The 24,555-nt window shown below is 54.9% G+C and carries 20 protein-coding genes; 15 read left to right on the top strand and 5 right to left on the bottom strand.

Annotation, left to right across the window (positions count from 1 at the left end; genetic code table 11):
• Nucleotides 1-47 precede the first annotated feature (47 nt).
• The 3 genes from sgrT (at nt 48) to ACSOSI_RS03395 (ending at nt 3,191) form a co-directional block, all read left to right on the top strand.
• Nucleotides 48-221 carry a glucose uptake inhibitor SgrT gene (sgrT, locus tag ACSOSI_RS03385; protein WP_012005190.1) on the top strand — a complete coding sequence of 58 codons (174 nt, stop codon included), beginning with the start codon at nt 48-50 and terminating at the stop codon, nt 219-221.
• A gap of 156 nt (nt 222-377) precedes the next feature.
• Nucleotides 378-1,577 carry a sugar efflux transporter gene (locus tag ACSOSI_RS03390; RefSeq protein WP_476706549.1) on the top strand — a complete coding sequence of 400 codons (1,200 nt, stop codon included), beginning with the start codon at nt 378-380 and terminating at the stop codon, nt 1,575-1,577.
• 141 nt (nt 1,578-1,718) lie between these two features.
• Complete coding sequence (locus ACSOSI_RS03395) at nt 1,719-3,191, top strand: DASS family sodium-coupled anion symporter (protein ID WP_476706550.1); 1,473 nt, start codon at nt 1,719-1,721, stop codon at nt 3,189-3,191.
• Nucleotides 3,192-3,240: 49 nt separating this feature from the next.
• On the opposite strand, the gene leuD is transcribed toward ACSOSI_RS03395, so the two are convergent.
• The 4 genes from leuD to leuA are packed head-to-tail and all read right to left on the bottom strand — an operon-like array spanning nt 3,241 to nt 7,925.
• Nucleotides 3,241-3,843, bottom strand: coding sequence for a 3-isopropylmalate dehydratase small subunit (gene leuD / locus ACSOSI_RS03400; RefSeq protein WP_017891592.1), 603 nt, complete (start codon nt 3,841-3,843; stop codon nt 3,241-3,243).
• An 11-nt stretch (nt 3,844-3,854) separates the two neighbouring features.
• Nucleotides 3,855-5,255, bottom strand: a complete 1,401-nt coding sequence (gene leuC / locus ACSOSI_RS03405; protein ID WP_012005194.1) for a 3-isopropylmalate dehydratase large subunit — start codon at nt 5,253-5,255, stop codon at nt 3,855-3,857.
• A gap of 1 nt (nt 5,256) precedes the next feature.
• Nucleotides 5,257-6,348: a 3-isopropylmalate dehydrogenase gene (gene leuB, locus ACSOSI_RS03410; protein WP_012005195.1), complete on the bottom strand. Its 1,092-nt coding sequence runs from the start codon at nt 6,346-6,348 to the stop codon at nt 5,257-5,259.
• 2 nt (nt 6,349-6,350) lie between these two features.
• On the bottom strand, nt 6,351-7,925 hold the full coding sequence (gene leuA, locus ACSOSI_RS03415; protein ID WP_017891594.1) for a 2-isopropylmalate synthase: 1,575 nt from the start codon (nt 7,923-7,925) through the stop codon (nt 6,351-6,353).
• Between the two features lie 878 nt (nt 7,926-8,803).
• Here leuA and leuO point away from each other — a divergent pair.
• From leuO to cra, 5 genes are all read left to right on the top strand, one after another.
• Nucleotides 8,804-9,751, top strand: coding sequence for a transcriptional regulator LeuO (leuO, locus tag ACSOSI_RS03420; protein WP_112364389.1), 948 nt, complete (start codon nt 8,804-8,806; stop codon nt 9,749-9,751).
• A gap of 463 nt (nt 9,752-10,214) precedes the next feature.
• Nucleotides 10,215-12,023, top strand: a complete 1,809-nt coding sequence (locus ACSOSI_RS03425; protein ID WP_476706551.1) for an AMP-dependent synthetase/ligase — start codon at nt 10,215-10,217, stop codon at nt 12,021-12,023.
• A 317-nt stretch (nt 12,024-12,340) separates the two neighbouring features.
• Nucleotides 12,341-14,059 carry an acetolactate synthase 3 large subunit gene (gene ilvI / locus ACSOSI_RS03430; RefSeq protein WP_153858048.1) on the top strand — a complete coding sequence of 573 codons (1,719 nt, stop codon included), beginning with the start codon at nt 12,341-12,343 and terminating at the stop codon, nt 14,057-14,059.
• A 2-nt stretch (nt 14,060-14,061) separates the two neighbouring features.
• On the top strand, nt 14,062-14,553 hold the full coding sequence (gene ilvN / locus ACSOSI_RS03435; protein ID WP_004932806.1) for an acetolactate synthase small subunit: 492 nt from the start codon (nt 14,062-14,064) through the stop codon (nt 14,551-14,553).
• A gap of 216 nt (nt 14,554-14,769) precedes the next feature.
• The gene (gene cra, locus ACSOSI_RS03440; protein WP_012005200.1) at nt 14,770-15,774 is read left to right on the top strand and encodes a catabolite repressor/activator; all 1,005 of its coding nucleotides are present in this window, start codon (nt 14,770-14,772) and stop codon (nt 15,772-15,774) included.
• Nucleotides 15,775-15,807: 33 nt separating this feature from the next.
• On the opposite strand, the gene ACSOSI_RS03445 is transcribed toward cra, so the two are convergent.
• Nucleotides 15,808-16,248 (bottom strand): L-alanine exporter AlaE, encoded by a 441-nt coding sequence (locus ACSOSI_RS03445; RefSeq protein ID WP_012005201.1) that lies wholly within the window; start codon nt 16,246-16,248, stop codon nt 15,808-15,810.
• A gap of 871 nt (nt 16,249-17,119) precedes the next feature.
• Between ACSOSI_RS03445 and mraZ the strand changes: the two genes are divergently transcribed.
• The 7 genes from mraZ to mraY are packed head-to-tail and all read left to right on the top strand — an operon-like array spanning nt 17,120 to nt 24,553.
• Complete coding sequence (gene mraZ / locus ACSOSI_RS03450; RefSeq protein WP_012005202.1) at nt 17,120-17,578, top strand: division/cell wall cluster transcriptional repressor MraZ; 459 nt, start codon at nt 17,120-17,122, stop codon at nt 17,576-17,578.
• A gap of 2 nt (nt 17,579-17,580) precedes the next feature.
• Nucleotides 17,581-18,522, top strand: coding sequence for a 16S rRNA (cytosine(1402)-N(4))-methyltransferase RsmH (rsmH, locus tag ACSOSI_RS03455; RefSeq protein WP_476706552.1), 942 nt, complete (start codon nt 17,581-17,583; stop codon nt 18,520-18,522).
• Nucleotides 18,519-18,839 (top strand): cell division protein FtsL, encoded by a 321-nt coding sequence (ftsL, locus tag ACSOSI_RS03460; protein ID WP_012005204.1) that lies wholly within the window; start codon nt 18,519-18,521, stop codon nt 18,837-18,839. Before rsmH ends, ftsL begins: the two co-directional genes overlap by 4 nt.
• 42 nt (nt 18,840-18,881) lie before the next feature.
• Nucleotides 18,882-20,645 (top strand): peptidoglycan glycosyltransferase FtsI, encoded by a 1,764-nt coding sequence (locus ACSOSI_RS03465; protein WP_012005205.1) that lies wholly within the window; start codon nt 18,882-18,884, stop codon nt 20,643-20,645.
• Nucleotides 20,632-22,119, top strand: a complete 1,488-nt coding sequence (murE, locus tag ACSOSI_RS03470; RefSeq protein ID WP_012005206.1) for a UDP-N-acetylmuramoyl-L-alanyl-D-glutamate--2,6-diaminopimelate ligase — start codon at nt 20,632-20,634, stop codon at nt 22,117-22,119. Before ACSOSI_RS03465 ends, murE begins: the two co-directional genes overlap by 14 nt.
• On the top strand, nt 22,116-23,477 hold the full coding sequence (gene murF, locus ACSOSI_RS03475; RefSeq protein WP_476706553.1) for a UDP-N-acetylmuramoyl-tripeptide--D-alanyl-D-alanine ligase: 1,362 nt from the start codon (nt 22,116-22,118) through the stop codon (nt 23,475-23,477). The genes murE and murF overlap by 4 nt, the downstream gene beginning before the upstream one ends.
• Nucleotides 23,471-24,553 carry a phospho-N-acetylmuramoyl-pentapeptide-transferase gene (mraY, locus tag ACSOSI_RS03480; RefSeq protein ID WP_012005208.1) on the top strand — a complete coding sequence of 361 codons (1,083 nt, stop codon included), beginning with the start codon at nt 23,471-23,473 and terminating at the stop codon, nt 24,551-24,553. The genes murF and mraY overlap by 7 nt, the downstream gene beginning before the upstream one ends.
• Nucleotides 24,554-24,555: the final 2 nt, after the last annotated feature.

Below are 24,555 nucleotides of genomic sequence, written 5' to 3' on the forward strand. Positions count from 1 at the left end.
CTATATTACGCCGATAATTTTCCTCAATGAAAGGGGGAGGGCGACGGATGAAAGTTTTCTTGTCAAAACAGTTCTATCAGCGCTATTTCAGCGCGGTACGTCGCCAGCGGGCCGATTGGTTGGGGCTGGTGCCTGAGCAGGCGCGGCTGGAGATGCTGGCCCATCTGACCCAGTGGGACATCCACTCCATGACGGATAAGCAATACCGTGAGCATCTGTGAGGCTCGGGTAGAAAAAGTTTCTGAGTAATGGTGTTGTTCACCAGCCAGTGGGATCATACCCACTGGTTTTTTTATTCTCGGTCGCGGGGATATTCTTGCAATTTTGCCACCGTAGCCTAAGGTTCTGTCTTCCGCTTTAGGGTCAGGAACGAAGAGATGAAACGTCAGCGCTGGCTGCCACGCCGCTTTAATCCCGTCTTTGCCGCATTCCTGCTGATTGCCTTTCTTTCCGGCATTGCCGGCGCGCTTTTGGCGCCGACGCTGAGCCTGTTCCTGACCACCGAGGTTAAGGTGCGGCCGCTGTGGGTTGGCCTGTTCTATACCGTCAACGCTATTGTCGGCATCGCGGTCAGTTTCCTGTTGGCCAAGCGTTCGGATACGCGCGGCGATCGTCGCAAGTTGATTTTGCTGTGCTGCCTGATGGCGGTCGGTAACTGCCTGCTGTTTGCCTTTAACCGTGACTATCTGACGCTGATCACCGCCGGGGTATTGCTGTCGGCGATTGCCAATACCGCGATGCCGCAGATTTTTGCGCTGGCACGAGAATATGCAGACAGCTCGGCGCGCGAAGTGGTGATGTTCAGCTCGGTGATGCGCGCACAACTGTCGCTGGCCTGGGTGATTGGCCCGCCGCTGTCGTTTACGCTGGCGCTGAACTACGGGTTTACCTGGATGTTCATGATTGCCGCTGCGACCTTCGCGATTTGTGCATTGCTGGTATGGTTTACCCTGCCTTCGGTACCACGTGCGGAGCAAAGTAGTTCGGAGCTGAACGCTACTGCTTCGGTTCCGATTGCCCCCGTCAGCGCCTGGCGCAACCGCAATGTACGTCGTTTGTTTATTGCGTCGATGCTGATGTGGACCTGCAACACCATGTATATCATCGATATGCCGCTGTATATCACCGCCGATCTGGGCCTGCCGGAAAACCTTGCCGGGCTGCTGATGGGCACGGCCGCCGGGCTGGAGATCCCGGCCATGTTGCTGGCGGGTTACTACGTCAAAAGGTTCGGCAAACGCAATATGATGCTGTTCGCCGTGGCGGCCGGCATCCTGTTTTATGCAGGATTGGTGGTGTTTAAATTTAAGCTGGCGCTGATAGTATTACAGCTGTTCAACGCCATATTTATCGGCATCATCGCCGGTATTGGCATGCTCTATTTCCAGGACCTGATGCCGGGACGGCCAGGTGCGGCGACCACGCTGTTTACCAACAGTATTTCCACCGGGGTGATCCTGGCCGGGGTGCTGCAGGGGGCGCTGGTGGAAAACCTGGGGCACTATGCGGTTTACTGGTTGGCGACTATCCTGGCAGTCGTGGCGCTGTGGATGAGTGCCCGCGTGCGGGAAGTGTGAGCTTAAACGTCACCAACCTTGACGCATGTCATTGAGAACATTACGCCCGCCCCCCAAGCTGAACGGACCCGGAACGCGATAAGCGCGTTCCCGCCCATCTTGCTGCCAAGATGCCGATCCGTTTAGAAAAGTGGGTATGTTATGGATAAACTAACGCCGCTCAAGCCCGTTCCTTCTTTGTGTGCCGTCGCCGCTGCTTTACTCATCTGGTTTGTGATCCCGGTGCCTGAAGGCGTGGCACCCAATGCCTGGCATTTACTGGCGCTGTTTATCGGCACCATCATCGCCATCATCGGCAAAGCGATGCCGATTGGTGCCGTTTCGGTGGTGGCGATCGCGCTGGTGGCGGTAACCGGCGTCACCAACCCCGGCAAACCCGGTGCTGCGCTCAATGACGCGCTGAGCGGATTTTCCAACCAGTTGATCTGGCTGATTGGTTTTTCGATCATGATCTCACTCAGCCTGAACAAAACCGGGCTGGGGGCGCGTATCGGTTATTACTTCATCTCGCTGTTTGGTAAAAAGACTCTGGGGATCGCCTATGCGTTGACGCTGGCGGAAACTACCCTGGCGCCGGTGACCCCAAGTAATACCGCGCGTGGCGGCGGGATTATCCACCCGATCATGAAGTCGATTGCCGACAGCTTCGGCTCCAAACCCGAGCTCAATACCTCCGGCAAGATTGGCCGCTATCTGTCGCTGGTCAATTACAATATCAACCCGATCACTTCGGCGATGTTTATCACCGCTACCGCGCCGAACCCGTTGATCGTCAGCCTGATTGCCAAGGGCACTCATGGCAACTTCGAGCTGTCCTGGTCCATGTGGGCAGTGGCGGCATTGGTGCCTGGGCTGTGTTCGCTGATTGTCATGCCCTTGGTGATTTACCTGCTCTACCCGCCAGAGGTGAAAAGCACCCCGGACGCGCCGCGTTTTGCTCGTGAAAAGCTGCAGGCCCTGGGGCCGGTAACGCTGCCGGAGAAAATCACGCTGGCGGTGTTTGCCCTGCTGCTGGTGCTGTGGGCCGGTATTCCGGCGATGATCTTTGGACCTGCGCTGGCGGTTAACCCAACCACGGCGGCGCTGATTGGTCTGGCGGTGCTGCTGGCGACCGGGGTATTGAGCTGGGAAGATGTGCTCAAGCACAAGGGTGCCTGGGACACGGTGGTGTGGTTTTCCGCGTTGGTGATGATGGCCAGCTTCCTCGGCAAGTTGGGGCTGATTGGTTGGCTGTCGCAAACCGTGGGCAACGGTATTGATCATATGGGGATGAGTTGGGTTGGCGGCACCATCCTGTTGACCCTTATCTATCTGTATTCGCATTACTTCTTTGCCAGCACCACCGCGCATGTCACCGCCATGTTCGCCGCGTTCTTTGCCGCCGGGATTGCACTGGGTGCTCCGCCTGCGCTGCTGGGCTTGATCCTGGCGTTCTCTTCCTCGCTGATGATGTCGCTGACCCACTACGGTACCGGCACGGCACCGATTGTCTTTGGCTCCGGCTATGCGACCTTGGGTGAGTGGTGGAAAGCCGGTTTTGTGATGAGCGTGGTCAACCTGCTGATTTGGATATTGATTGGTGGGGCTTGGTGGAAGTGGCTGGGCTACTGGTAAGCGGTTATTGATAATAAAAAAACACCCGCCAGGTGGCGGGTGATTAATATCAGTTCAGGAAGGCGGGCTGCTGCGCCTCGTAGCGGGAAATATCCGCTTCGTGCTGCAGCGTCAGGCCGATACTGTCCAGCCCGTTAATCATGCAGTGACGGCGGAAGCTATCAATCTCGAACGGATAGCTTTTGCCACCGGCTTTGACCGTCTGGTTTTCCAAATCAACTTCAAATTCAATGCCTTCGTTGGCAGCCACCAGCTGGAACAGCGTTTCCACGTCCTGTTCGCTCAGCTTAACCGGCAGCAGCTGGTTGTTGAGCGAGTTGCCGTAGAAGATATCGGCAAAGCTGGGGGCAATCACCACTCTAAAACCATAGTCGGTCAGCGCCCAGGGCGCGTGCTCGCGTGATGAGCCGCAGCCGAAGTTTTCACGGGCCAGCAAAATGCTGGCGCCTTTGTAGCGCGGTTTATTCAGTACAAACTCCGGGTTTGGCTGCTGGCCGGCATCGTCCAGAAAACGCCAGTCGTTAAACAGGTGCTTACCAAAACCGGTGCGCGTCACCTTCTGCAAAAACTGTTTTGGAATAATGGCATCGGTATCGACGTTCGCCGCATCCAAAGGCACCACTAAACCGGTATGTTGAGTAAATTTAGCCACGGTAGCCTTCCTTAGTGAATATCACGGATATCGGCGAAATGGCCGGCAATAGCGGCCGCAGCGGCCATTGCCGGGCTGACCAGGTGAGTACGCCCACCGCGGCCCTGACGCCCTTCAAAGTTACGGTTGCTGGTGGAGGCACAGCGTTCGCCGGGGTTCAGGCGGTCGTTGTTCATCGCCAGACACATCGAGCAGCCCGGCAGGCGCCATTCAAAACCGGCATCGATAAAGATTTTATCCAGGCCTTCGGCTTCCGCCTGCGCTTTTACCGGGCCGGAGCCGGGTACCACGATGGCCTGAACACCGCTGGCAACCTTGCGGCCCTTGGCGATGGCAGCCGCTGCACGCAAGTCTTCAATGCGTGAGTTGGTGCAGGAACCGATAAAGACTTTGTCGATCGGCACTTCTGTCAGTTTGATGCCCGGTTTCAGATCCATATAGGCCAGGGCTTTTTCGGCCGAGGCACGCTCACCCGGATCGCTGAACGACTCAGGGGCCGGGATGGTCTGGTTGACGGCGATAACCTGCCCAGGGTTGGTTCCCCAGGTCACCTGCGGCGCGATGTCTTCAGCACGCAGGGTGACAACGGTATCGAATTTGGCATCGTCATCGGATTTCAGCGTGCGCCAGTAGGCAACGGCCTGTTCCCAGTTGCTGCCGGTTGGCGCAAACTGACGGCCCTTCAGGTAATCAAAGGTGGTGTCGTCCGGCGCAACCAGCCCGGCTTTGGCACCCATTTCGATCGCCATGTTGCACAGCGTCATGCGGCCTTCCATGCTCAACGCCTGAATGGCCTTGCCGCAGAATTCCACTACGTGGCCGGTGCCGCCGGCGCTGCCGGTTTTGCCGATCACCGCCAGTACGATGTCTTTCGCCGTGATGCCTTCCGCGGCGTCGCCGGTCACTTCAATTTTCATGGTCTTGGCGCGGCCCTGCTTCAGGGTTTGGGTCGCCAACACGTGCTCCACTTCGGAGGTGCCGATACCAAACGCCAGCGAACCGAAAGCCCCGTGAGTCGCGGTGTGGGAGTCGCCGCAGACGATGGTCATACCCGGCAGTGTCATGCCCTGCTCTGGGCCGATCACGTGTACGATGCCCTGGTATGGGTGGTTCAGGTCATACAGCAATACGCCAAACTCTTCGCAGTTCTTGATCAGTTCCTGCATCTGAATGCGTGCCATCTCGCCGCTGGCGTTGATGTCTTTGGTTTGGGTAGAGACGTTGTGGTCCATGGTGGCAAAAGTCTTGCCCGGCTGACGCACTTTGCGGCCCATGGCGCGCAGGCCATCGAATGCCTGAGGCGAAGTCACTTCGTGTACCAGGTGGCGATCGATATATAACAGCGGGGTCTCTTCCGGCGCTGAGTACACCACGTGGGCATCGTATAATTTCTGATATAAAGTTTTAGACATGTTATGCCCCCTGAGCGACAAAGCGGGCGATGATGTCACCCATTTCATCGGTGCTGATGGCTGGGCCGACACCGGCCAGATCGGCGGTGCGGTAACCTTGTTCCAGTGCCTGATTGATGGCGTGTTCAACGGCGTCGGCCGCCTCCGTGGCACCCAGGCTGTAACGCAGCAGCAGGGTGGCAGACAGGATCTGTGCGATTGGGTTGGCAATGCCTTTACCCGCGATATCCGGCGCTGAGCCACCGGCCGGTTCATACAGACCAAAGCCCTGTTCGTTCAGGCTGGCGGAAGGCAGCATGCCCATCGAACCGGTGATCATCGCACATTCGTCGGACAGAATGTCGCCGAACAGGTTGGAGCACAGCAGCACGTCGAACTGGGACGGGTCCTTGATCAACTGCATGGTGGCGTTGTCGATGTACATATGTGACAGCGACACGTCCGGGTAATCCTGGGCGACCTGATTAACCACTTCGCGCCACAAAATGGAGCTTTGCAGTACGTTGGCCTTATCAATCGAGGTCACCTTGTTACGACGCTTGCGGGCAGACTCAAAGGCGATGCGTGCAATGCGCTCGATCTCGAAGCGGTGATACACCTCGGTATCGAAGGCGCGTTCCTGCATGCCCTGGCCTTCGCGGCCTTTAGGCTGGCCAAAGTAAATACCGCCGGTCAGTTCACGCACGCACAGAATATCGAAACCGCGTGCGGCGATATCGGCTCGCAGTGGGCAGAACTCTTCCAGCCCCTGATACAAACGGGCAGGGCGCAGGTTGCTGAACAGTTTGAAGTGTTTACGCAACGGCAGCAAAGCGCCACGTTCAGGCTGCTCTGCCGGCGGCAGGTGTTCCCACTTCGGGCCACCGACCGAGCCGAACAGGATGGCGTCGGCCTGCTCGCAACCGGCGAGGGTAGCCGGAGGCAGCGGGCTGCCATGGCGATCGATGGCGATGCCACCGACGTCATACTCGGCTTCAGTGATGCGGATATCAAAGCGCTGACGCACTGCGTTCAACACCTTACGCGCCTGGGCCATTACTTCCGGGCCGATTCCGTCTCCGGGCAAGACGGCAATGTGGTAGGTCTTCGTCATGTTCACACCGTTTCCTGATTATTTTGATGTTTGCTTTGCTGCAGACGCTGTTTTTCTTTTTCTACCTGCTGGGAGCGCCAAATATTATTTAATACGTGAACCATCGCCTTGGCGGAGGATTCCACAATGTCGGTCGCCAGACCCACGCCGTGGAAGCGGCGGCCGTTGTAGGACACCACGATATCCACCTGGCCCAGTGCGTCACGGCCCTGGCCTTTGGCGGTTAACTGGTACTTCACCAGTTCGATCGGGTATCCGGTAATGCGGTTGATGGCCTGATAAACCGCGTCAACCGGCCCATTACCGGTGGCCGCTTCGGCTTTTTCTTCTTCGCCGCAGATCAATTTCACCGATGCGGTGGCCATGATGCTGCTGCCTGACTGCACGCTGAAGTAGTCCAGGCTGAAATGCTCGGGTTCTTCCTGTTGCTTATTAATGAAGGCCAGAGCTTCCAGATCGTAATCGAATACCTGACCTTTCTTATCGGCCAGCTTCAGGAAGGCGGCGTACAGGTTGTCCAGGTTGTAGTCCTGCTCTTTGTAGCCCATCTCTTCCATACGGTGTTTCACCGCGGCGCGGCCGGAACGAGAGGTCAGGTTCAACTGCACATCTTTCAGACCTATGGTCTGCGGTGACATGATTTCGTAGTTTTCACGATTTTTCAGCACGCCGTCCTGATGAATGCCAGAAGAGTGGGCGAAGGCATTGGAACCGACGATCGCCTTGTTGGCCGGGATCGGCATGTTGCACAGCTGGCTGACGATTTGGCTGGTGCGGAAAATTTCCTGATGATTGATATTGGTGTGCACGTTCATGATGTCCTGGCGCACTTTGATCGCCATGATCACTTCTTCCAGCGAGGTATTGCCTGCGCGTTCACCAATGCCGTTCAAGGTGCCTTCGACCTGGCGAGCACCCGCCTGCACCGCGGCGATGGAGTTGCCGACCGCCATACCCAGGTCGTCGTGGCAGTGCACAGAAATAATGGCCTTATCGATATTCGGTACGCGGTCATACAGGGTAGTGATAATGCCACCAAACTGGTTCGGCGTGGTGTAGCCCACGGTATCCGGAATGTTAATGGTGGTGGCACCGGCATTGATCGCGGCTTCTACCACGCGACACAGGTTATCGATTGGCGTACGGCCTGCGTCTTCACAGGAGAATTCAACGTCGTCGGTGTAATTACGGGCGCGTTTCACCGAGCGGATCGCCATCTCCAGCACTTCGTCGAACGAGCGCTTCAGTTTTGATTCAATATGCAGGGTTGAGGTGGCCAGGAACACGTGAATACGGAAGGCTTCGGCTACGCGCAACGCTTCGGCTGCGACGTCGATATCTTTATCCACGCAACGGGCCAGGCCACATACGCGGCTGTTTTTAATCTGGCGGGCGATGGTTTGCACAGATTCAAAATCGCCCGGCGAGGAGACCGGGAAGCCGACTTCCATGACGTCGACACCCATTCTTTCCAGCGCCATCGCGATCTGAATCTTCTCTTTCACGCTCAGGCTGGCTTGCAGCGCTTGTTCACCATCACGCAGCGTTGTATCGAAAATAATGACTTGTTGGCTCATCAGGGTGGTTCCTTATCGTGTTTATTTCACGCTAAGCGGGTAAAAAAAAACCCGCGCAGTAGCGCGGGTTTGTTATGAGGTGGGCTGAATCAGCTCTGAACTGCGTCCACCGGCATACCGCGCAAACAAGATGCGTTAAGTAGTAGGCCTAGTAGACGGAAAGTAGAGTTCATGGCGGTTCAGCTCTCTAAAATAGTTTCGTTGCCTAATTTGATACGTTATTGGCTTGGTTATGTCAACACCTGATTGAAAATGAGGGTACTCCTTTACCTCCAGATTAACGGGCTTTTGCTGGCAGAGGATAGTTCGGTAAAAAATGGTATTGTCAGATAAAAAGTAAGGGAGGATTTGCGAGCCTGTTAGCATAAATTAAATGAATATATATCACCGCAATTGCTTCTGATGTTGATTGGGTTAAAATTAAAGATGCAAAACTGCTGAAGGCGTGCTAGCCAAAAATTAAAAGTGTGAGTTTTGTATTCTTGATATCAATATGTTGCTGTCAGTTATGTTTTTTATGAATTGTTCATAAGGCTGACGGGTGTTGGAAAACTATGGGCGTTAATGAATAGAGGGCGGTTATGCATGCTGTATTTAATCGTTTGATTAAATATGAACGGTAAATGATAGTGTGGTGATGGGCTATTACAATGGGTCTATTTTGATGGTGTGCGAGATGACTCTCTGTTAGAAAATAAACCCAGTGTGTATTAGAACAAAATCTTAACCATGTTTGTATATAGGATGATTCTTGAGCTTTGTTTTAAATGAGCGGAGCGAGAGATAACTAATTCTACCGTGTGAAATCAAGATGGCGCTGTTTTGTCATTTTTATTACGCGTGGAGAATTATCTACACAGGACTTAGTGGAGTGGGATATGTCGGAATGTAATTCAGGAGTTGTTATCGATAAAGAAACCAGCGAACTGCATTTGCGCAGCGTCGATCTGAATTTGCTCACCGTGTTTGATGCCGTTATGCAGATGCAGAATATTACCCGGGCAGCGAGCTTTTTGGGGATGTCACAGCCGGCGGTGAGTAACGCCGTTGCGCGTTTAAAGCTGATGTTTAATGATGAGCTGTTCGTCCGCTGTGGGCGTGGGATCCAGCCTACGGTGCGGGCTAAGCAGCTGTTTGGCCCGGTTCGTCAGGCGTTACAGCTGGTGCAAAATGAGCTGCCCGGAGCGGAGTTTGAACCCTTTAGCAGTGAGCGAGCTTTCTCTATCGCCATTTGCAGTCCGCTTGATTTGCGTTTGGGGGCTACTATAATTAATCACATGAGGGAAATAGCGCCTCATACCCATTTGAAAATAAAGTCATATATAACCAATAACATCGATAATCAATTGCGCTACCAGGAGGTTGAGTTCGTTGTTGGCTATGCCAGCTTTGAGTCTTCAGAGTTTAAAAGTATGGCGCTTTTTGATGACGAGCTGGTGCTGGTATTTTCCAGGAAGCATCCGAGGATAGAAAAGTCCATTACGCCGGAACAAATCCTGGCGGAGCAACACGCAGTGGTTTCACTCGAGAGCTTTTATTCTTTCAGTAAGCCCTACTATATAGAAGAAGCCATGCAACGAGTCGTGGCTCAACAATGTACTGATTTATACAGCGTACTGAATATAGTATCCAGTACTGACATGATTGCCATTGTTCCGGCCTGGCTGGCTCGACAGCAGGCTGAATCCTTAAAGCTGCGTTTTATTCCTTTACCCTGGAATGAAAACAAGGTGACCTGTTATCTGTCGTGGCATGAGTCGGCTGAACGGGATAAGGGACATCAATGGATGAAACTGATGCTTGGCCAGTCTGAGTTGACTGAATAAATCAGCCTATTATTACCCCCCGAGGTGGTGGTTTTCCATAGGGGGAATAATTTTCCCGTGCTTTGGTTAAGAATTATCTTGGGTTTATCTAAGATATATCTTGGCTTAACTGTGTTAAATTAACCGCTTCCGAAAGATTTCGATAGTTTCATTAAAAATTATCATTATAAAATTATGTGCTGAGATATTTATTCCATCTGGTGTTTTTATCTGTTTCCCTCGCTGCCTGTCGAACACCCATTTTGTGAGCTAAATAAAACCTTTTCATCACCCTTCTGTCCAACTGGAGGATGCGGTGAAATTAACCTGAGTTTTAGCTCACACTTCTACGCTGAAATCTCTTTTCCCGCCGCCACGGAGTAGGTAGACTGCGCGAAAAAAAGTAAACACGTGTAAGCTGAGACGCAGAGCCAGATGTCCTGCTCAACGCTAACTGTTTGATTCATTTCAGGCTCAGGGCGCTATGATCAATAATCTGCTGCAATACCATTTAACTCACCGTATACAGCACCAAATTTCCCAGCGTGCCGATTGCACCGCTTTTCGCCAATGGTCTCCCAGTGGCGAGAGCCAACTGACCTGGCGACAGGTCGATACGCATATCAACCGCATCGCCAGTGCGCTGTTGGCTTTGGGTACCGACGTGCAGGAACGTATCGCGATCTTTGCCAATAACTGCATGGCCTGGTCGCTGGCGGATTTGGCCGTGCTGCGGTTACGTGGGGTCAGCGTACCGCTGTATGCCACCAATACGCCGGCCCAGGCGGCTTTTATCATTAATGACGCCGATATCCGCATTTTGTTCGTTGGCGAGCAGGCTCAACTGGACGCCGCCATTGCGTTGCGCGGTGTCTGCCCTCAACTGATCCACATTATTGTATTTGATGATGACGCCGATCTGCGTGGCTGTGAGATAGCTCAGCACCTGAGCACCTTTGAGCGCGCAGCCGATCTGGCGGCGTTTGAATCGCAGTTACAGCAACGCATTGCCGATTGCTGCCTGGAGGATCTGTTCACGCTGATTTATACCTCCGGTACCACCGGCGAACCCAAAGGGGTGATGCTGGATTACCGTAACCTGGCGGCACAGCTTTATCTGCACGATGGGCGGCTGACGGTAAATGAAGAAGATGTCTCTCTCAGTTTCCTGCCGATGTCGCATGTGTTCGAACGTGCCTGGAGCTTCTTCATTATGCATTCCGGCGCGCAAAACGTGTTCTTGCCGAATACCGACTGGGTGCGTGAAGCCATGACGGCAGTACGTCCGACGCTGATGTGCGCGGTACCGCGTTTCTACGAAAAAATCTTCAGTGCGGTGCACGAGAAAGTTGCGCGTGCACCCTGGTTGCGTCGTGCCCTGTTCCATTGGGCGATTGTCTGTGGTGAACGCAAGTTTTTACAGGAACGTGCCGGCAAACCACTGGGCAAGCTGTTTGATCTTTCCCACCGCTGGGCCGACAAGCTGGTGCTGAGCAAATTACACGGCATCCTCGGTGGGCGGGTGCGCTTCTTGCCGGCCGCCGGTGCCAAACTGGACGACAACGTCATTCTGTTTTTCCAGGCGATGGGCATTAACATCAAATATGGCTATGGCATGACCGAGACCTGCGCCACCGTTTCCTGCTGGGAAGAGGGCAATTTCCGCTTTGGCTCGATTGGTAAGCCGCTGCCGGGGATAGAGGTGCGTATTGGCGAGGAAAGTGAAATTCAGGTGCGTGGCCCGGTGGTGATGCGCGGTTATTTCAATAAGCCGCTGGAAACCGCCGCCTCCTTTACTGCAGATGGCTGGTTGAAGACCGGCGACGCCGGTGCCATAGATGAAGGGGGAAATCTGTTTATCACCGAGCGTCTTAAGGATCTGATGAAAACCTCCGGCGGCAAGTACATTGCCCCGCAGATGCTTGAAGGCACGCTGGCGCAAGATCGCTTTATCGAACAGGTGGCAATCATCGCGGATGCCCGCAAATTTGTCTCCGCCTTGATTGTGCCCAGTTTTGAGTCGCTGGAAGAATATGCCAAGTCCATCAACCTGAAATATCAGGATCGGCTTGAACTGCTGCGCCATAGCCATATTCTGGAAATGTTCGAAAGCCGTCTGCGTGAGATGCAAAAAGAGTTGGCGCGGTTCGAACAGGTGAAGAAATTTACTCTGTTGCCGGCGGCCTTTTCGATGGAGTTGGGTGAGCTGACGCCAACGCTAAAACTGCGCCGTAAGGTGATTATGCAGCGCTACCAGAGTGAAATTGACTCGATGTACCAGGATAAGACTTAATCCTGTTGCCGGGGCAGATTATCCGGTTAAAAAATCAGCATCGTTCTTGCCTGATATAGTTCTGTAATTCTCCACCTGACTGAAACAATGCCTAGCCCGATTTGCCAGCGGCTAGTGCATTGTTTTTGTAAATCCCCGATCCCCAGCCCGTAGCCAGTAACCTTTCTGTTGTTGTGCCATTTTGCCGTTTGCCTGCCTTATCTTCTGACGTTATGTTAATGGGTTATAGTCAATCCATAAAAATTTTGGGGTATTGCCCCACAACAGGTGCCACGTTCCGGTGCCAGATAAGAATAAGTTAGCCTGGAGGCAAACCCATGGAGATGTTGTCAGGAGCCGAGATGGTCGTCCGATCGTTGATCGATCAAGGCGTTAAGCATGTATTCGGTTATCCGGGCGGGGCGGTACTCGATATCTACGACGCCCTGCATACGGTCGGAGGGATCGACCACATATTGGTGCGCCATGAGCAAGGTGCGGTGCATATGGCCGATGGCTATGCGCGTGCGACCGGCGAAGTGGGGGTGGTGCTGGTGACCTCTGGCCCTGGAGCGACCAATGCGATCACCGGCATTGCAACCGCCTATATGGACTCCATTCCGATGGTGGTGCTTTCCGGTCAGGTTCCCAGCTCGCTGATTGGCTATGATGCCTTCCAGGAGTGCGACATGGTCGGGATTTCGCGCCCGGTGGTGAAACACAGTTTCCTGGTCAAACGTACCGAAGACATTCCCGGCATACTGAAAAAGGCTTTTTACCTGGCCTCAACCGGCCGCCCTGGGCCGGTGGTGATCGATTTGCCGAAAGACATCGTGGGCCCGGCAGTGAGAATGCCTTACGCCTATCCGCAGGAAGTGAGCATGCGTTCCTATAACCCGACGGTGCAAGGTCATCGCGGGCAGATCAAACGGGCACTGCACACCATTCTGACGGCCAAAAAGCCCGTTATGTACGTCGGTGGCGGGGCGATCAACTCGGCCTGTGACGCAGAGCTGCTGGAACTGGCGGAGAAGCTGAATCTGCCTGTTACCTGTACCCTGATGGGGTTGGGGGCCTTCCCCGGCACGCATCGCCAGAGCGTGGGTATGCTCGGCATGCATGGGACTTATGAAGCCAACAAAACCATGCACAACTCTGACGTGATCTTTGCCGTCGGCGTGCGTTTTGACGATCGCACCACCAATAACCTGGCCAAATATTGCCCGAACGCTACCGTGCTGCATATCGACATTGACCCTACCTCAATTTCCAAGACGGTAGACGCCGATATTCCTATTGTCGGCGATGCCAAACAGGTGTTGACCCAAATGCTGGAGCTGCTGGCGCAGGAAGATAAAGCGCAGGATCACGACGCGTTGCGCGACTGGTGGCAGGCTATCGAACAGTGGCGTGCGCGTGATTGCCTGGGTTACGACAAAAACAGCGGCACCATTAAGCCGCAGGCAGTGATCGAAACCCTGCATCGGCTGACCAGAGGGGACGCTTATGTCACTTCCGATGTCGGCCAGCACCAGATGTTCGCTGCACTCTACTATCCGTTCGACAAGCCACGCCGTTGGATCAATTCCGGCGGATTGGGCACCATGGGCTTTGGTCTGCCGGCGGCGCTGGGCGTGAAGCTGGCGCTGCCTGATGAAACCGTGGTGTGTGTCACCGGCGACGGCAGCATCCAGATGAACATTCAGGAACTGTCCACCGCGCTGCAATACAACCTGCCGGTGATCGTGGTGAATCTTAACAACCGCTATCTGGGTATGGTGAAGCAGTGGCAGGACATGATTTATTCCGGCCGTCACTCCCAGTCTTATATGGATTCCCTGCCGGACTTCGTCAAACTGGCGGAGGCTTACGGCCACGTAGGCATTGCCATTCGCACGCCGGATGAACTGGAAAGCAAACTGGCTCAGGCGCTGGCCGAGAAAGAGCGCCTGGTATTTGTCGACGTGACCGTCGATGAGACCGAACATGTTTACCCAATGCAGATTCGTGGTGGAAGCATGGACGAAATGTGGTTAAGCAAAACGGAGAGGACCTGATCATGCGCCGTATTTTATCTGTATTGCTGGAAAATGAATCCGGTGCGTTATCGCGTGTGGTGGGTTTGTTCTCTCAGCGCGGTTACAACATTGAAAGCCTGACGGTAGCCCCGACCGACGATCCCACTTTGTCACGTATGACGATTCAAACCGTCGGCGATGAGAAAGTGCTGGAGCAGATTGAAAAACAGCTGCATAAGCTGGTGGACGTGCTGCGCGTTAGCGAACTGGTGCAGGGTGCTCACGTTGAGCGTGAAATCATGCTGGTGAAGCTGCAGGCCAGCGGTTATGGCCGCGAAGAGGTGAAACGTTGCGCCGACATTTTCCGCGGTCAAATCGTTGACGTCACCGCCACGCTGTACACCGTTCAGCTGGCGGGCACCAGCGACAAGCTGGATGCATTCCTGAGTGCGGTGCGTGAAGTGGCCGAAATTGTTGAAGTGGCGCGTTCCGGTGTGGTCGGCGTGTCGCGCGGCGATAAAATCATGCGCTGAGGCGTGATATTGGCATAATCTGAGGGCGCGGCCAGGCTGCGCCCTTTGTTTTTCGGTGTTTTTTGCCCGTTTGCTGGCACCTTTCGGCAAAAGCGGTTGCTAGGCAGTGTTTTCTGCTGTTAGATCGCAGAGGCTGGATTGAATAACCGCACAGGATGCGATGGTTAATCCGAGCATGGTTTTCACTTCTATTTTCAGCGTCATTAAGGGGTTAACGTGAAACTGGATGAAATCGCGCGTCTCGCAGGCGTTTCGCGCACCACGGCCAGTTATGTCATCAACGGCAAGGCGAAGCAGTATCGTGTCAGCGATAAAACCGTCGAAAAAGTGATGGCCGTGGTCAGGGAGCACAACTATCACCCGAATGCCGTCGCGGCAGGGCTGCGCGCCGGGCGAACTCGTTCAATCGGTCTGGTGATACCGGATCTGGAAAACACCAGCTATACCCGCATCGCCAATTATCTGGAGCGTCAGGCCCGTCAACGCGGTTACCAGCTGTTGATTGCCTGTTCGGAAGATCAGCCGGATAACGAAATGCGCTGTATTGAGCATCTGCTGCAACGCCAGGTCGACGCGTTAATCGTTTCTACCGCCTTGCCGCCGGAGCATCCGTTCTATCAGCGCTGGGCCAATGATCCGCTGCCAATTATCGCACTGGATCGGGCGCTGGATCGCGAGCATTTCATCAGTGTGGTCGGGGCCGACCAAGAGGATTCCTTCGCACTGGCGCAGGAGCTTCGTACCTTCCCGGCAGAGTCGGTACTGTATCTGGGAGCGTTGCCGGAGCTTTCCGTCAGCTTCCTGCGTGAGCAGGGTTTCCGCGAAGCCTGGCAGGATGACGAACGACCTGTCGATTATCTGTATGCCAACAGCTATGAGCGTGAGGCGGCCGGCGTGTTGTTTGCCGAATGGCTGAAAACCCATCCTATGCCCCAGGCGCTGTTCACTACCTCATTCTCTTTGTTGCAAGGGGTGATGGATGTGACGCTGAAGCAACGTGGCCGTTTGCCGACCGATCTGGCCATCGCCACCTTCGGCGATCACGAGCTGTTGGACTTCCTTGAGTGTCCGGTTCTGGCGGTCGCTCAGCGCCACCGTGACGTGGCTGAGCGGGTGCTTGAACTGGTACTGGCCAGCCTGGATGAGCCGCGTAAACCCAAGCCGGGTCTGACGCGTATCCGCCGTAATTTGTTCCGCCGCGGCAGCCTTAGCCGGAAGTAAACCCAAACAGGAGCGCCCCGTTGCGCTCCTGCTTCACACGTAGCCCGCCACCCTGAACAACCTTCTGCAGTATTCCAGAAAATAGCCATACACCACGCCCATTGCCATCGATACCACCGCGTTGCTGGTCACCGCCGTGATGATTTGTTGCCCATCGGCGCCGACGCTCCATAAGATGGCGGCATAGACCGGTGATTGGAAACTGACATAGGCCAACAGATCGGCCAGGTTACGCAGTAAAAAAGGTTGGCGTTGAAAGCGCCTGGCGACACGGATAAACAGATCGCGATAGCGCCCATAGGGCCAGGCGATCAGGATATTTACCGGGATCGACAGCAAGCGGGACGAGAGTGATTGTTGAAAGCTCATGCCGGACACCAGGATTTCTATCGCCATACCGGCGATGAAACAGTACACCACCAGTGCAAAGGTATCGGCAGCGGCGCTGCGCCAGTGAGCAACAGGCGAAAGCATGATGCAATCTCCATGATTGTTGGTTAATGTTCTGTTAAATTGTTATTTTTCAGGTGTTAAATCTGGTTTTTTATTCTTCTTTTAGTTTACACTTCTGCCTTGAATTGGCTAAGTAGCTGAATATTTTTATTTAAAGGCGTTGTGTGGTTTTTGTGCTGAGCTCAGGCTGAGGAATATGGCGCGAAGGGATTAAAAATGGATGAATTCAAACTATTCAATTAAAAACAATGAGTTGCATTATTTATTGCGAACGGGCGATTTTTCACAGTAAAAATTGTGGGAATAAATGATGTAAGGAAATGAAACCATAATTGTAAACAGGTATTTTGAGAATAATCTTACTAAATTGATTTAAATAGAAATTAGCTCTGCTCGTAATATCCGAGTCATTTATTTTTTCAGCGCACTTATCACTGAGGCTTTAATTGAAGTAAAATAGCGGCCGGCCTGCAGCCTAATAAGCGTTGAGTGTTATTAACTCAATGGCTTAAGCCCTATTTCGGCTTTAGGGTGAGTTTGCGCCGAGCCTTGTCCGGTGCGGGTCGCACCGGGTTACAGGGATGTGATTGCCGAGCTAAAAAATGAGACATCGATTGCAGAAGGAAGTATTGAGTTAATTAATCGCCAATTTGTCAGGTTTTTAATCACGCTCTTTCCGCTTAGAAATTTCTCCCCGTTTATCATGATGTTAATTTTTAATCATCTAATAAATAGCGTTCCTTTCGCGAGCCAGCTCCCAAAATGACCGAAGAAATATTGCCAAAGCGCTGGCGCTCTGGCTTGACAAGGTTTTCATACCCTCCGTAAACTCCATTATGTGGGAATTTGTGGGGTAAAGTGGTGAAAACGGTCGTGGAGGGGTAGCTCAGGCATGTTCCGTGGAGCAACGATGGTTAATCTCGACAGCAAAGGGCGGCTTGCCGTACCCACCCGTTACCGGGAATTGCTGAACGAGCAATCGGAAGGCCAAATGGTTTGTACCATTGACCTCCACCAGCCCTGCCTACTGCTTTACCCACTGCCCGAATGGGAAATTATTGAGCAAAAGTTATCCCGTCTGTCGAGTATGAATCCCGCCGAGCGCCGCGTTCAGCGTTTGCTGTTGGGACATGCCAGTGAGTGTCAGATGGATAGCGCCGGTCGGTTGCTGTTAGCGACAACGCTACGCCAACACGCCGGGCTTACCAAAGAAGTGATGCTGGTCGGGCAGTTCAACAAGTTTGAACTGTGGGATGAACAGACCTGGTATCAACAAGTCAAGGATGATATTGACGCAGAACAGTCGACTCAGGAACCGTTGTCTGAGCGGCTACAGGACTTGTCGCTATAAGCATGTTGGAAAATTATAAACACACCACCGTACTGTTGGATGAGGCGGTTAACGGCCTTAATATTCGCAGTAACGGCACATATATCGACGGTACTTTTGGCCGCGGTGGCCATTCGCGTCTGATTCTGTCCCAGTTGGGGCCGGAAGGGCGTTTGCTGGCAATTGACCGCGACCCACAGGCGATTGCAGCCGCCAAGTCTATTGAAGATCCTCGTTTTAGCATCGTACACGGCCCCTTTTCAGATTTGTCACACTATGTGCGGGAACGCGAACTGGTGGGGCAGGTTGACGGCATTTTACTCGATCTGGGCGTTTCTTCGCCGCAGTTGGATGACGCAGAGCGCGGTTTCTCCTTCATGCGTGACGGGCCGCTGGACATGCGTATGGACTCCTCAAGCGGTCAGTCAGCCTCCGAGTGGCTAATGAAAGCGGAAGCCGACGACATTGCTTGGGTGCTGAAAACCTTTGGCGAAGAGCGTTTTGCCAAGCGTATCGCTCGCGCCATTGTGGAAAGAAACCAGGTCGACCCGATGACTCGCACCAAACAGCTGGCCGATTTGATCGCCAACGCCAGCCCGTTCCGGGACAAGCACAAACACCCGGCAACCCGCAGTTTCCAGGCGATCCGCATCTACATCAACAGTGAGTTGGAAGAGATCGAACGTGCACTGGACGGCGCGCTGGAAGTGCTGGCTCCGCAGGGGCGCCTGTCGGTGATCAGTTTCCACTCGCTGGAAGACCGTATCGTTAAACGCTTTATGCGCCACCACAGCCGCGGCGCTCAGGTGCCGGCCGGTATTCCGCTGACCGAAGCGCAATTGCGCAGTATGGGCGGACGCACGCTGAAAGCGCTGGGCAAGATGATGCCTGGGGATGCCGAAGTGGCGGAAAACCCGCGCGCACGTAGCTCGGTGCTGCGAATTGCCGAGAGGATGCCCGCGTGATTGGTAATGAGCGTCACGGCCTGGTTGGGGTGATTGGCGGCGATCTGCTGCGTAACGCCAAGATCCCGTTGATTTTGCTGATTGCCTCGCTGGTGTCAGCGGTTTTTGTGGTGACTACCGCGCACCGCACCCGTTTGCTGACCGCCGAGCGCGAGCAGCTGGTTTTAGAGCGAGATGCTCTGGACATTGAGTGGCGCAACCTGATCCTGGAAGAGAATGCTCTTGGGGACCACAGTCGGGTAGAGCGCATCGCTACTGAAAAACTGCAGATGCAACATGTTGATCCATCGCAGGAAAATATCATCGTTAAACAATGAATGGTTTAACTGAAATCACTACACGGAGTAGAAAGGGAACGCATGAAAGCAGCACGGCCCGGTAAGTTGAAACGCCAGGAAGATCAGGCCAGCTTTGTAAGCTGGCGTTTTGCGTTGCTGTGCGGCTGTATTTTGCTGGCGTTGGTTGGGTTGATGCTGCGTGTGGCTTATCTGCAGGTGATTAATCCGGACCGCCTGGTGAAAGAAGGCGACATGCGTTCACTGCGCGTGCAGGAAGTGCCCACTTCGCGCGGCATGATCAGCGATCGCTCAGGGCGGCCGCTGGCGGTGAGCGTGCCGGTGAACGCCATTTGGGCCGACCCGAAAGAGCTCAATGAGCGTGGTGGCATAACGCTGGACAGCCGCTGGAAGGCACTGTCTGATGCGCTGAATATCCCGCTGGATCAGCTTTCTACCCGCATTAACGCCAACCCGAAAGGGCGCTTTGTCTACCTGGCGCGCCAGGTGAATCCGGCGATTGGCGATTACATCCACAAGCTGAAACTGCCGGGCATTTACCTACGTCAGGAGTCTCGCCGCTACTATCCGTCCGGCCAGGTGACCTCGCATATTATCGGCGTGACCAACATCGACGGTCAGGGGATTGAAGGCGTAGAGAAGAGCTTCGACCGCTGGCTGACCGGGCAACCGGGCGAAAGAACCGTACGTAAAGACCGCTTTGGCAGGGTGATCGAGGACATTTCTTCGGTCGACAGTCAGGCGGCGCATAACCTGGTGCTGAGCGTCGACGAACGCTTGCAGGCGCTGGTTTATCGCGAACTGAACAACGCCGTGGCGTTCAACAAGGCTGAATCCGGTACCGCGGTTCTGGTGGACGTGAACACCGGCGAAGTGTTGGCGATGGCCAACAGCCCGTCTTATAACCCGAACAATATGGCCGGTACGCCGAAAGAAACCATGCGTAACCGTGCTATCACCGATATTTTTGAACCCGGCTCCACCGTAAAACCTATGGTGGTCATGACGGCATTGCAGCACGGCATTGTGAAAGAAAACAGCGTGCTCAATACCGTCCCTTACCGTATCAACGGCAAGGAAATCAGGGACGTTGCGCGTTACGCGGAACTCTCCCTGACCGGGATCTTGCAGAAGTCGAGTAACGTCGGTGTTTCACGACTGGCGTTATCGATGCCGTCCTCAGCGTTAGTAGATACTTACTCTCGTTTTGGATTGGGAAAAGCGACCAATTTGGGGCTGGTCGGAGAAAGCAGTGGCATATACCCAAAAAAACAACGGTGGTCTGACATAGAGAGGGCCACCTTCTCTTTCGGCTATGGGCTAATGGTAACCCCGTTACAGTTAGCGCGAGTCTACGCCACGATCGGCAGCCTGGGCGTTTATCGTCCGCTGTCGATTACCAAAGTTGACCCACCGGTTGCCGGTGAGCGCGTCTTCCCTGAACCTCTGGTGCGCACCGTGGTGCACATGATGGAAAGCGTTGCCCTGCCGGGCGGCGGTGGGGTGAAAGCCGCGATCAAGGGCTACCGAATTGCCATTAAAACCGGTACCGCCAAAAAGGTGGGCCCGGACGGCAAATACGTCAACCGATACATCGCTTATACCGCCGGCGTTGCGCCGGCGAGTAATCCCCGTTTTGCTCTGGTGGTGGTCATCAATGACCCACAGGGTGGGAAGTACTACGGTGGTGCGATCTCCGCACCGGTATTTGGCGCCATCATGGGCGGCGTGTTGCGCACCATGAACGTCGAGCCGGACGCGTTGCCTACCGGTGAGAAAAGCGATTTTGTAATTAACAGAAAAGAGGGTTCAGGTGGCCGATCGTAATTTGCGCGACTTACTCGCTCCGTGGGTGCCAACGGCGCCCGGGCGCGCGCTGCGGGAAATGACATTAGACAGCCGTATTGCGGCTGCCGGGGATCTGTTTGTCGCCGTTGTTGGCCATCAGGCAGATGGACGCCGCTTTATTCCGCAGGCTATCGCGCAGGGCGTTGCCGCTGTGATTGCCGAAGCTGAAGGTCAGGCTGAAGACGGTGCTATTACTGAAATGCACGGCGTGCCGGTGATTTATCTGAGCCAGCTCAATCAGCGCCTTTCCGCGTTGGCCGGTCGTTTTTACCATGAGCCGGCAGAGCGTCTGCGTTTGGTCGGCGTCACCGGGACCAACGGCAAGACCACCACCACTCAACTGCTGGCACAGTGGGGCCAACTGCTGGGTGAAACCAGCGCAGTGATGGGCACCGTGGGCAACGGCCTGCTGGGCCAGGTATGCCCAACCGAGAATACCACCGGTTCTGCGGTGGATATTCAACACGTGCTAAATGAACTGGTTGATCAGGGCGCGACCCTTGCCGCGATGGAAGTTTCTTCTCACGGCCTGGTGCAACACCGTGTGGCGGCGTTGCCGTTTGCCGCCGCGGTGTTTACCAACCTGAGCCGCGATCACCTGGATTACCACGGCGACATGGCCAATTACGAAGCGGCCAAGTGGTCGCTGTTCGCCGGTCACGAAGTGGGCCAGGCGATTATCAATGCCGATGATGAAGTCGGTCAGCGCTGGTTAAGCCAATTGCCGGATGCGGTGGCCGTCACCATGCAGGATAACCTGCAGCCAGGCTGCCATGGGCGCTGGCTGAAGACTACCGCGGTCAACTATCACGATAACGGCGCGACTATCCACTTCAGCTCAAGCTGGGGCGACGGCGAGATTGAAAGCCGTCTGATGGGAGCCTTCAACGTCAGCAATCTGCTGTTGGCACTGGCGACGCTGCTGTCGCTGGGTTATCCGCTGGCCAAATTGGTCGCCACCGGCAATCAGCTGCAGCCGGTCTGCGGCCGCATGGAAGTGTTCAACGCGCCGGGTAAACCGACGGTAGTGGTTGATTACGCCCACACCCCGGACGCGCTGGAAAAAGCATTGGAAGCCGCACGTCTGCACTGCCTGGGGCAGTTGTGGTGTGTGTTTGGCTGCGGCGGCGATCGTGACAAAGGCAAGCGCCCGCTGATGGGCGGCATCGCCGAACAGTTCGCCGATCGCGTAGTCGTGACCGATGACAACCCGCGTACCGAAGAGCCGCAGGCGATTATCGCCGATATCCTTACCGGCCTGCTGGACGCCGGACGCGCTCTGGTGATCCACGGTCGTGCGGAAGCGGTAACCAGCGCCATCATGCAAGCCAAAGAACAAGATGTGGTCCTGGTGGCGGGTAAAGGCCACGAGGACTACCAACTGGTGGGGAATCGCCGTTTGGATTACTCCGATCGTACCACCGTAGCGCGTCTGCTGGGGGTAGTAGCATGATCCCTGTCTCCCTTCGGACACTGGCCGATGTATTGAGCGCTGAGTTGATCGGCGCCGATTGCCAAATCGTTGAGGTGACGACAGATACCCGTCAGGTAACTGCAGGTTGCCTGTTTGTGGCACTGAAAGGCGAGCGTTTCGACGCTCACGACTTTGCTGTTGATGCGGTAGCCGCTGGCGCCGGGGCACTGCTGGTAAGTAAGCGCTTATTGGTGGAGGTTCCGCAACTGGTGGTAAAAGACACCCGCCTGGCACTGGGACAGCTCGCTGCCTGGGTTCGCCAGCAGGTGCCGACCCGCGTAGTGGCGTTAACCGGTTCATCGGGCAAGACCTCGGTGAAGGAAATGGCCGCGGCCATTCTGCGCGAATGCGGTGAAGTGCTGTATACCGCCGGTAACTTCAACAACGATATCGGCGTGCCGCTGACGCTGTTGCGTTTGCAGCCACAGCATGACTTTGCCGTGATTGAACTGGGTGCCAACCATATTGGCGAAATTGCTTACACCACCGCTTTAACCCGTCCGCAAACCGCCCTGGTGAATAACCTGGCGGCCGCCCACCTGGAAGGCTTTGGCTCTTTGGCCGGCGTCGCTCAGGCGAAAGGCGAAATTTTTGCCGGTTTACCGGCTGACGGCGTGGCGATCATCAACGCCGACAACAACGACTGGCCGCACTGGCAGAGCATGCTGGACGGCAAAACCGTGTGGCGCTTCTCGCCGCAGGCGTCGGAAGGCGTTGATTTCTTTGCCAGCGATGTGCAGGTGAACGGCAAGGGCACGCAGTTTAGGCTGCACAGTCCGTTCGGCACCGCAGAGATTGCACTGCCGTTGCCGGGTCGCCATAACGTAGCCAATGCGTTGGCCGCTGCGGCGCTGGCCATGTCGGCCGGAGCATCGCTTGAGGCGGTGCGTCAGGGGCTCAAACAATTACAGGCGGTGCCGGGGCGTTTGTTCCCGATTGCACTTTCTGACCATCAGCTGCTGCTGGATGACAGCTATAACGCCAACGTCGGTTCAATGACCGCCGCCGCACAGGTCCTGGCGGAAATGCCGGGCTACCGCGTGATGGTGGTGGGTGACATGGCAGAGTTGGGGGCAGAAGCCGAAGAGTGTCACCGTCAGGTGGGCGAAGCCGCCCGGTTGGCAGGGGTCGACAAAGTATTGGGTGTCGGTCCGTTAAGCCAGGTGCTGATTGAAGCTTCGGGTAATGGCGAACATTTTCAGAATAAGGCAGCAGTGATCGCGCGCGTGGCGGAATTACTGTCAGAACATGCGGTAATTACCGTGTTAATCAAGGGTTCACGTAGTGCCGCAATGGAGCAGGTAGTACGCGCGTTACAGGAGAAAGCACCATGTTAGTTTGGCTGGCCGAACATTTGGTCAAATATTATTCCGGCTTCAACGTCTTTTCCTACCTGACGTTCCGAGCCATTGTCAGCCTGCTGACCGCGCTGTTCCTCTCCTTGTGGATGGGGCCGCGGGTGATTAAACGCCTGCAGGAGATGTCCTTCGGCCAGGTGGTGCGTAATGACGGTCCGGAGTCGCATTTCAGCAAGCGCGGCACGCCGACCATGGGCGGCATCATGATCCTGACCTCCATCACCGTTTCGGTGCTGATGTGGGCCTATCCGTCCAACCCTTACGTGTGGTGCGTACTGTTCGTGCTGGTGGGCTACGGCATCGTCGGCTTCGTTGATGACTACCGCAAGGTGGTGCGCAAAGACACCAAAGGGCTGATTGCTCGCTGGAAATATTTCTGGCAGTCGGTGATTGCGCTGGTGGTTGCTTTCGCCATGTATGCCGTAGGAAAAGACACGCCAGCCACCGAGCTGGTTGTGCCGTTCTTTAAGGACATCATGCCGCAGCTGGGCCTGTTATACGTGCTGTTGGCGTACTTTGTGATTGTCGGCACCAGCAACGCGGTCAACCTGACCGACGGTCTGGATGGCCTGGCAATTATGCCAACGGTGTTTGTGGCTGCGGGCTTTGCACTGGTGGCCTGGGCGACCGGTAACATGAACTTCGCCAACTACCTGCACATCCCGTATCTGCGTCACGCCGGTGAATTGGTGATTGTCTGTACTGCCATCGTGGGCGCCGGTCTGGGTTTCCTGTGGTTCAACACCTACCCGGCTCAGGTCTTTATGGGCGATGTTGGCTCACTGGCACTGGGCGGCGCGTTGGGCACCATTGCGGTGCTGCTGCGCCAAGAGTTTTTACTGTTGATTATGGGCGGCGTGTTTGTGGTTGAAACGCTGTCGGTGATTTTGCAGGTGGGGTCGTTCAAGCTGCGCGGGCAACGTATTTTCCGCATGGCACCGATTCACCACCACTATGAATTGAAGGGCTGGCCAGAGCCGCGCGTGATCGTGCGCTTCTGGATTATTTCGCTGATGCTGGTGCTGATTGGCCTGGCGACGCTGAAGGTGCGGTAATT

The sequence above is a fragment of the Serratia sp. AR11 genome (assembly GCF_056376275.1).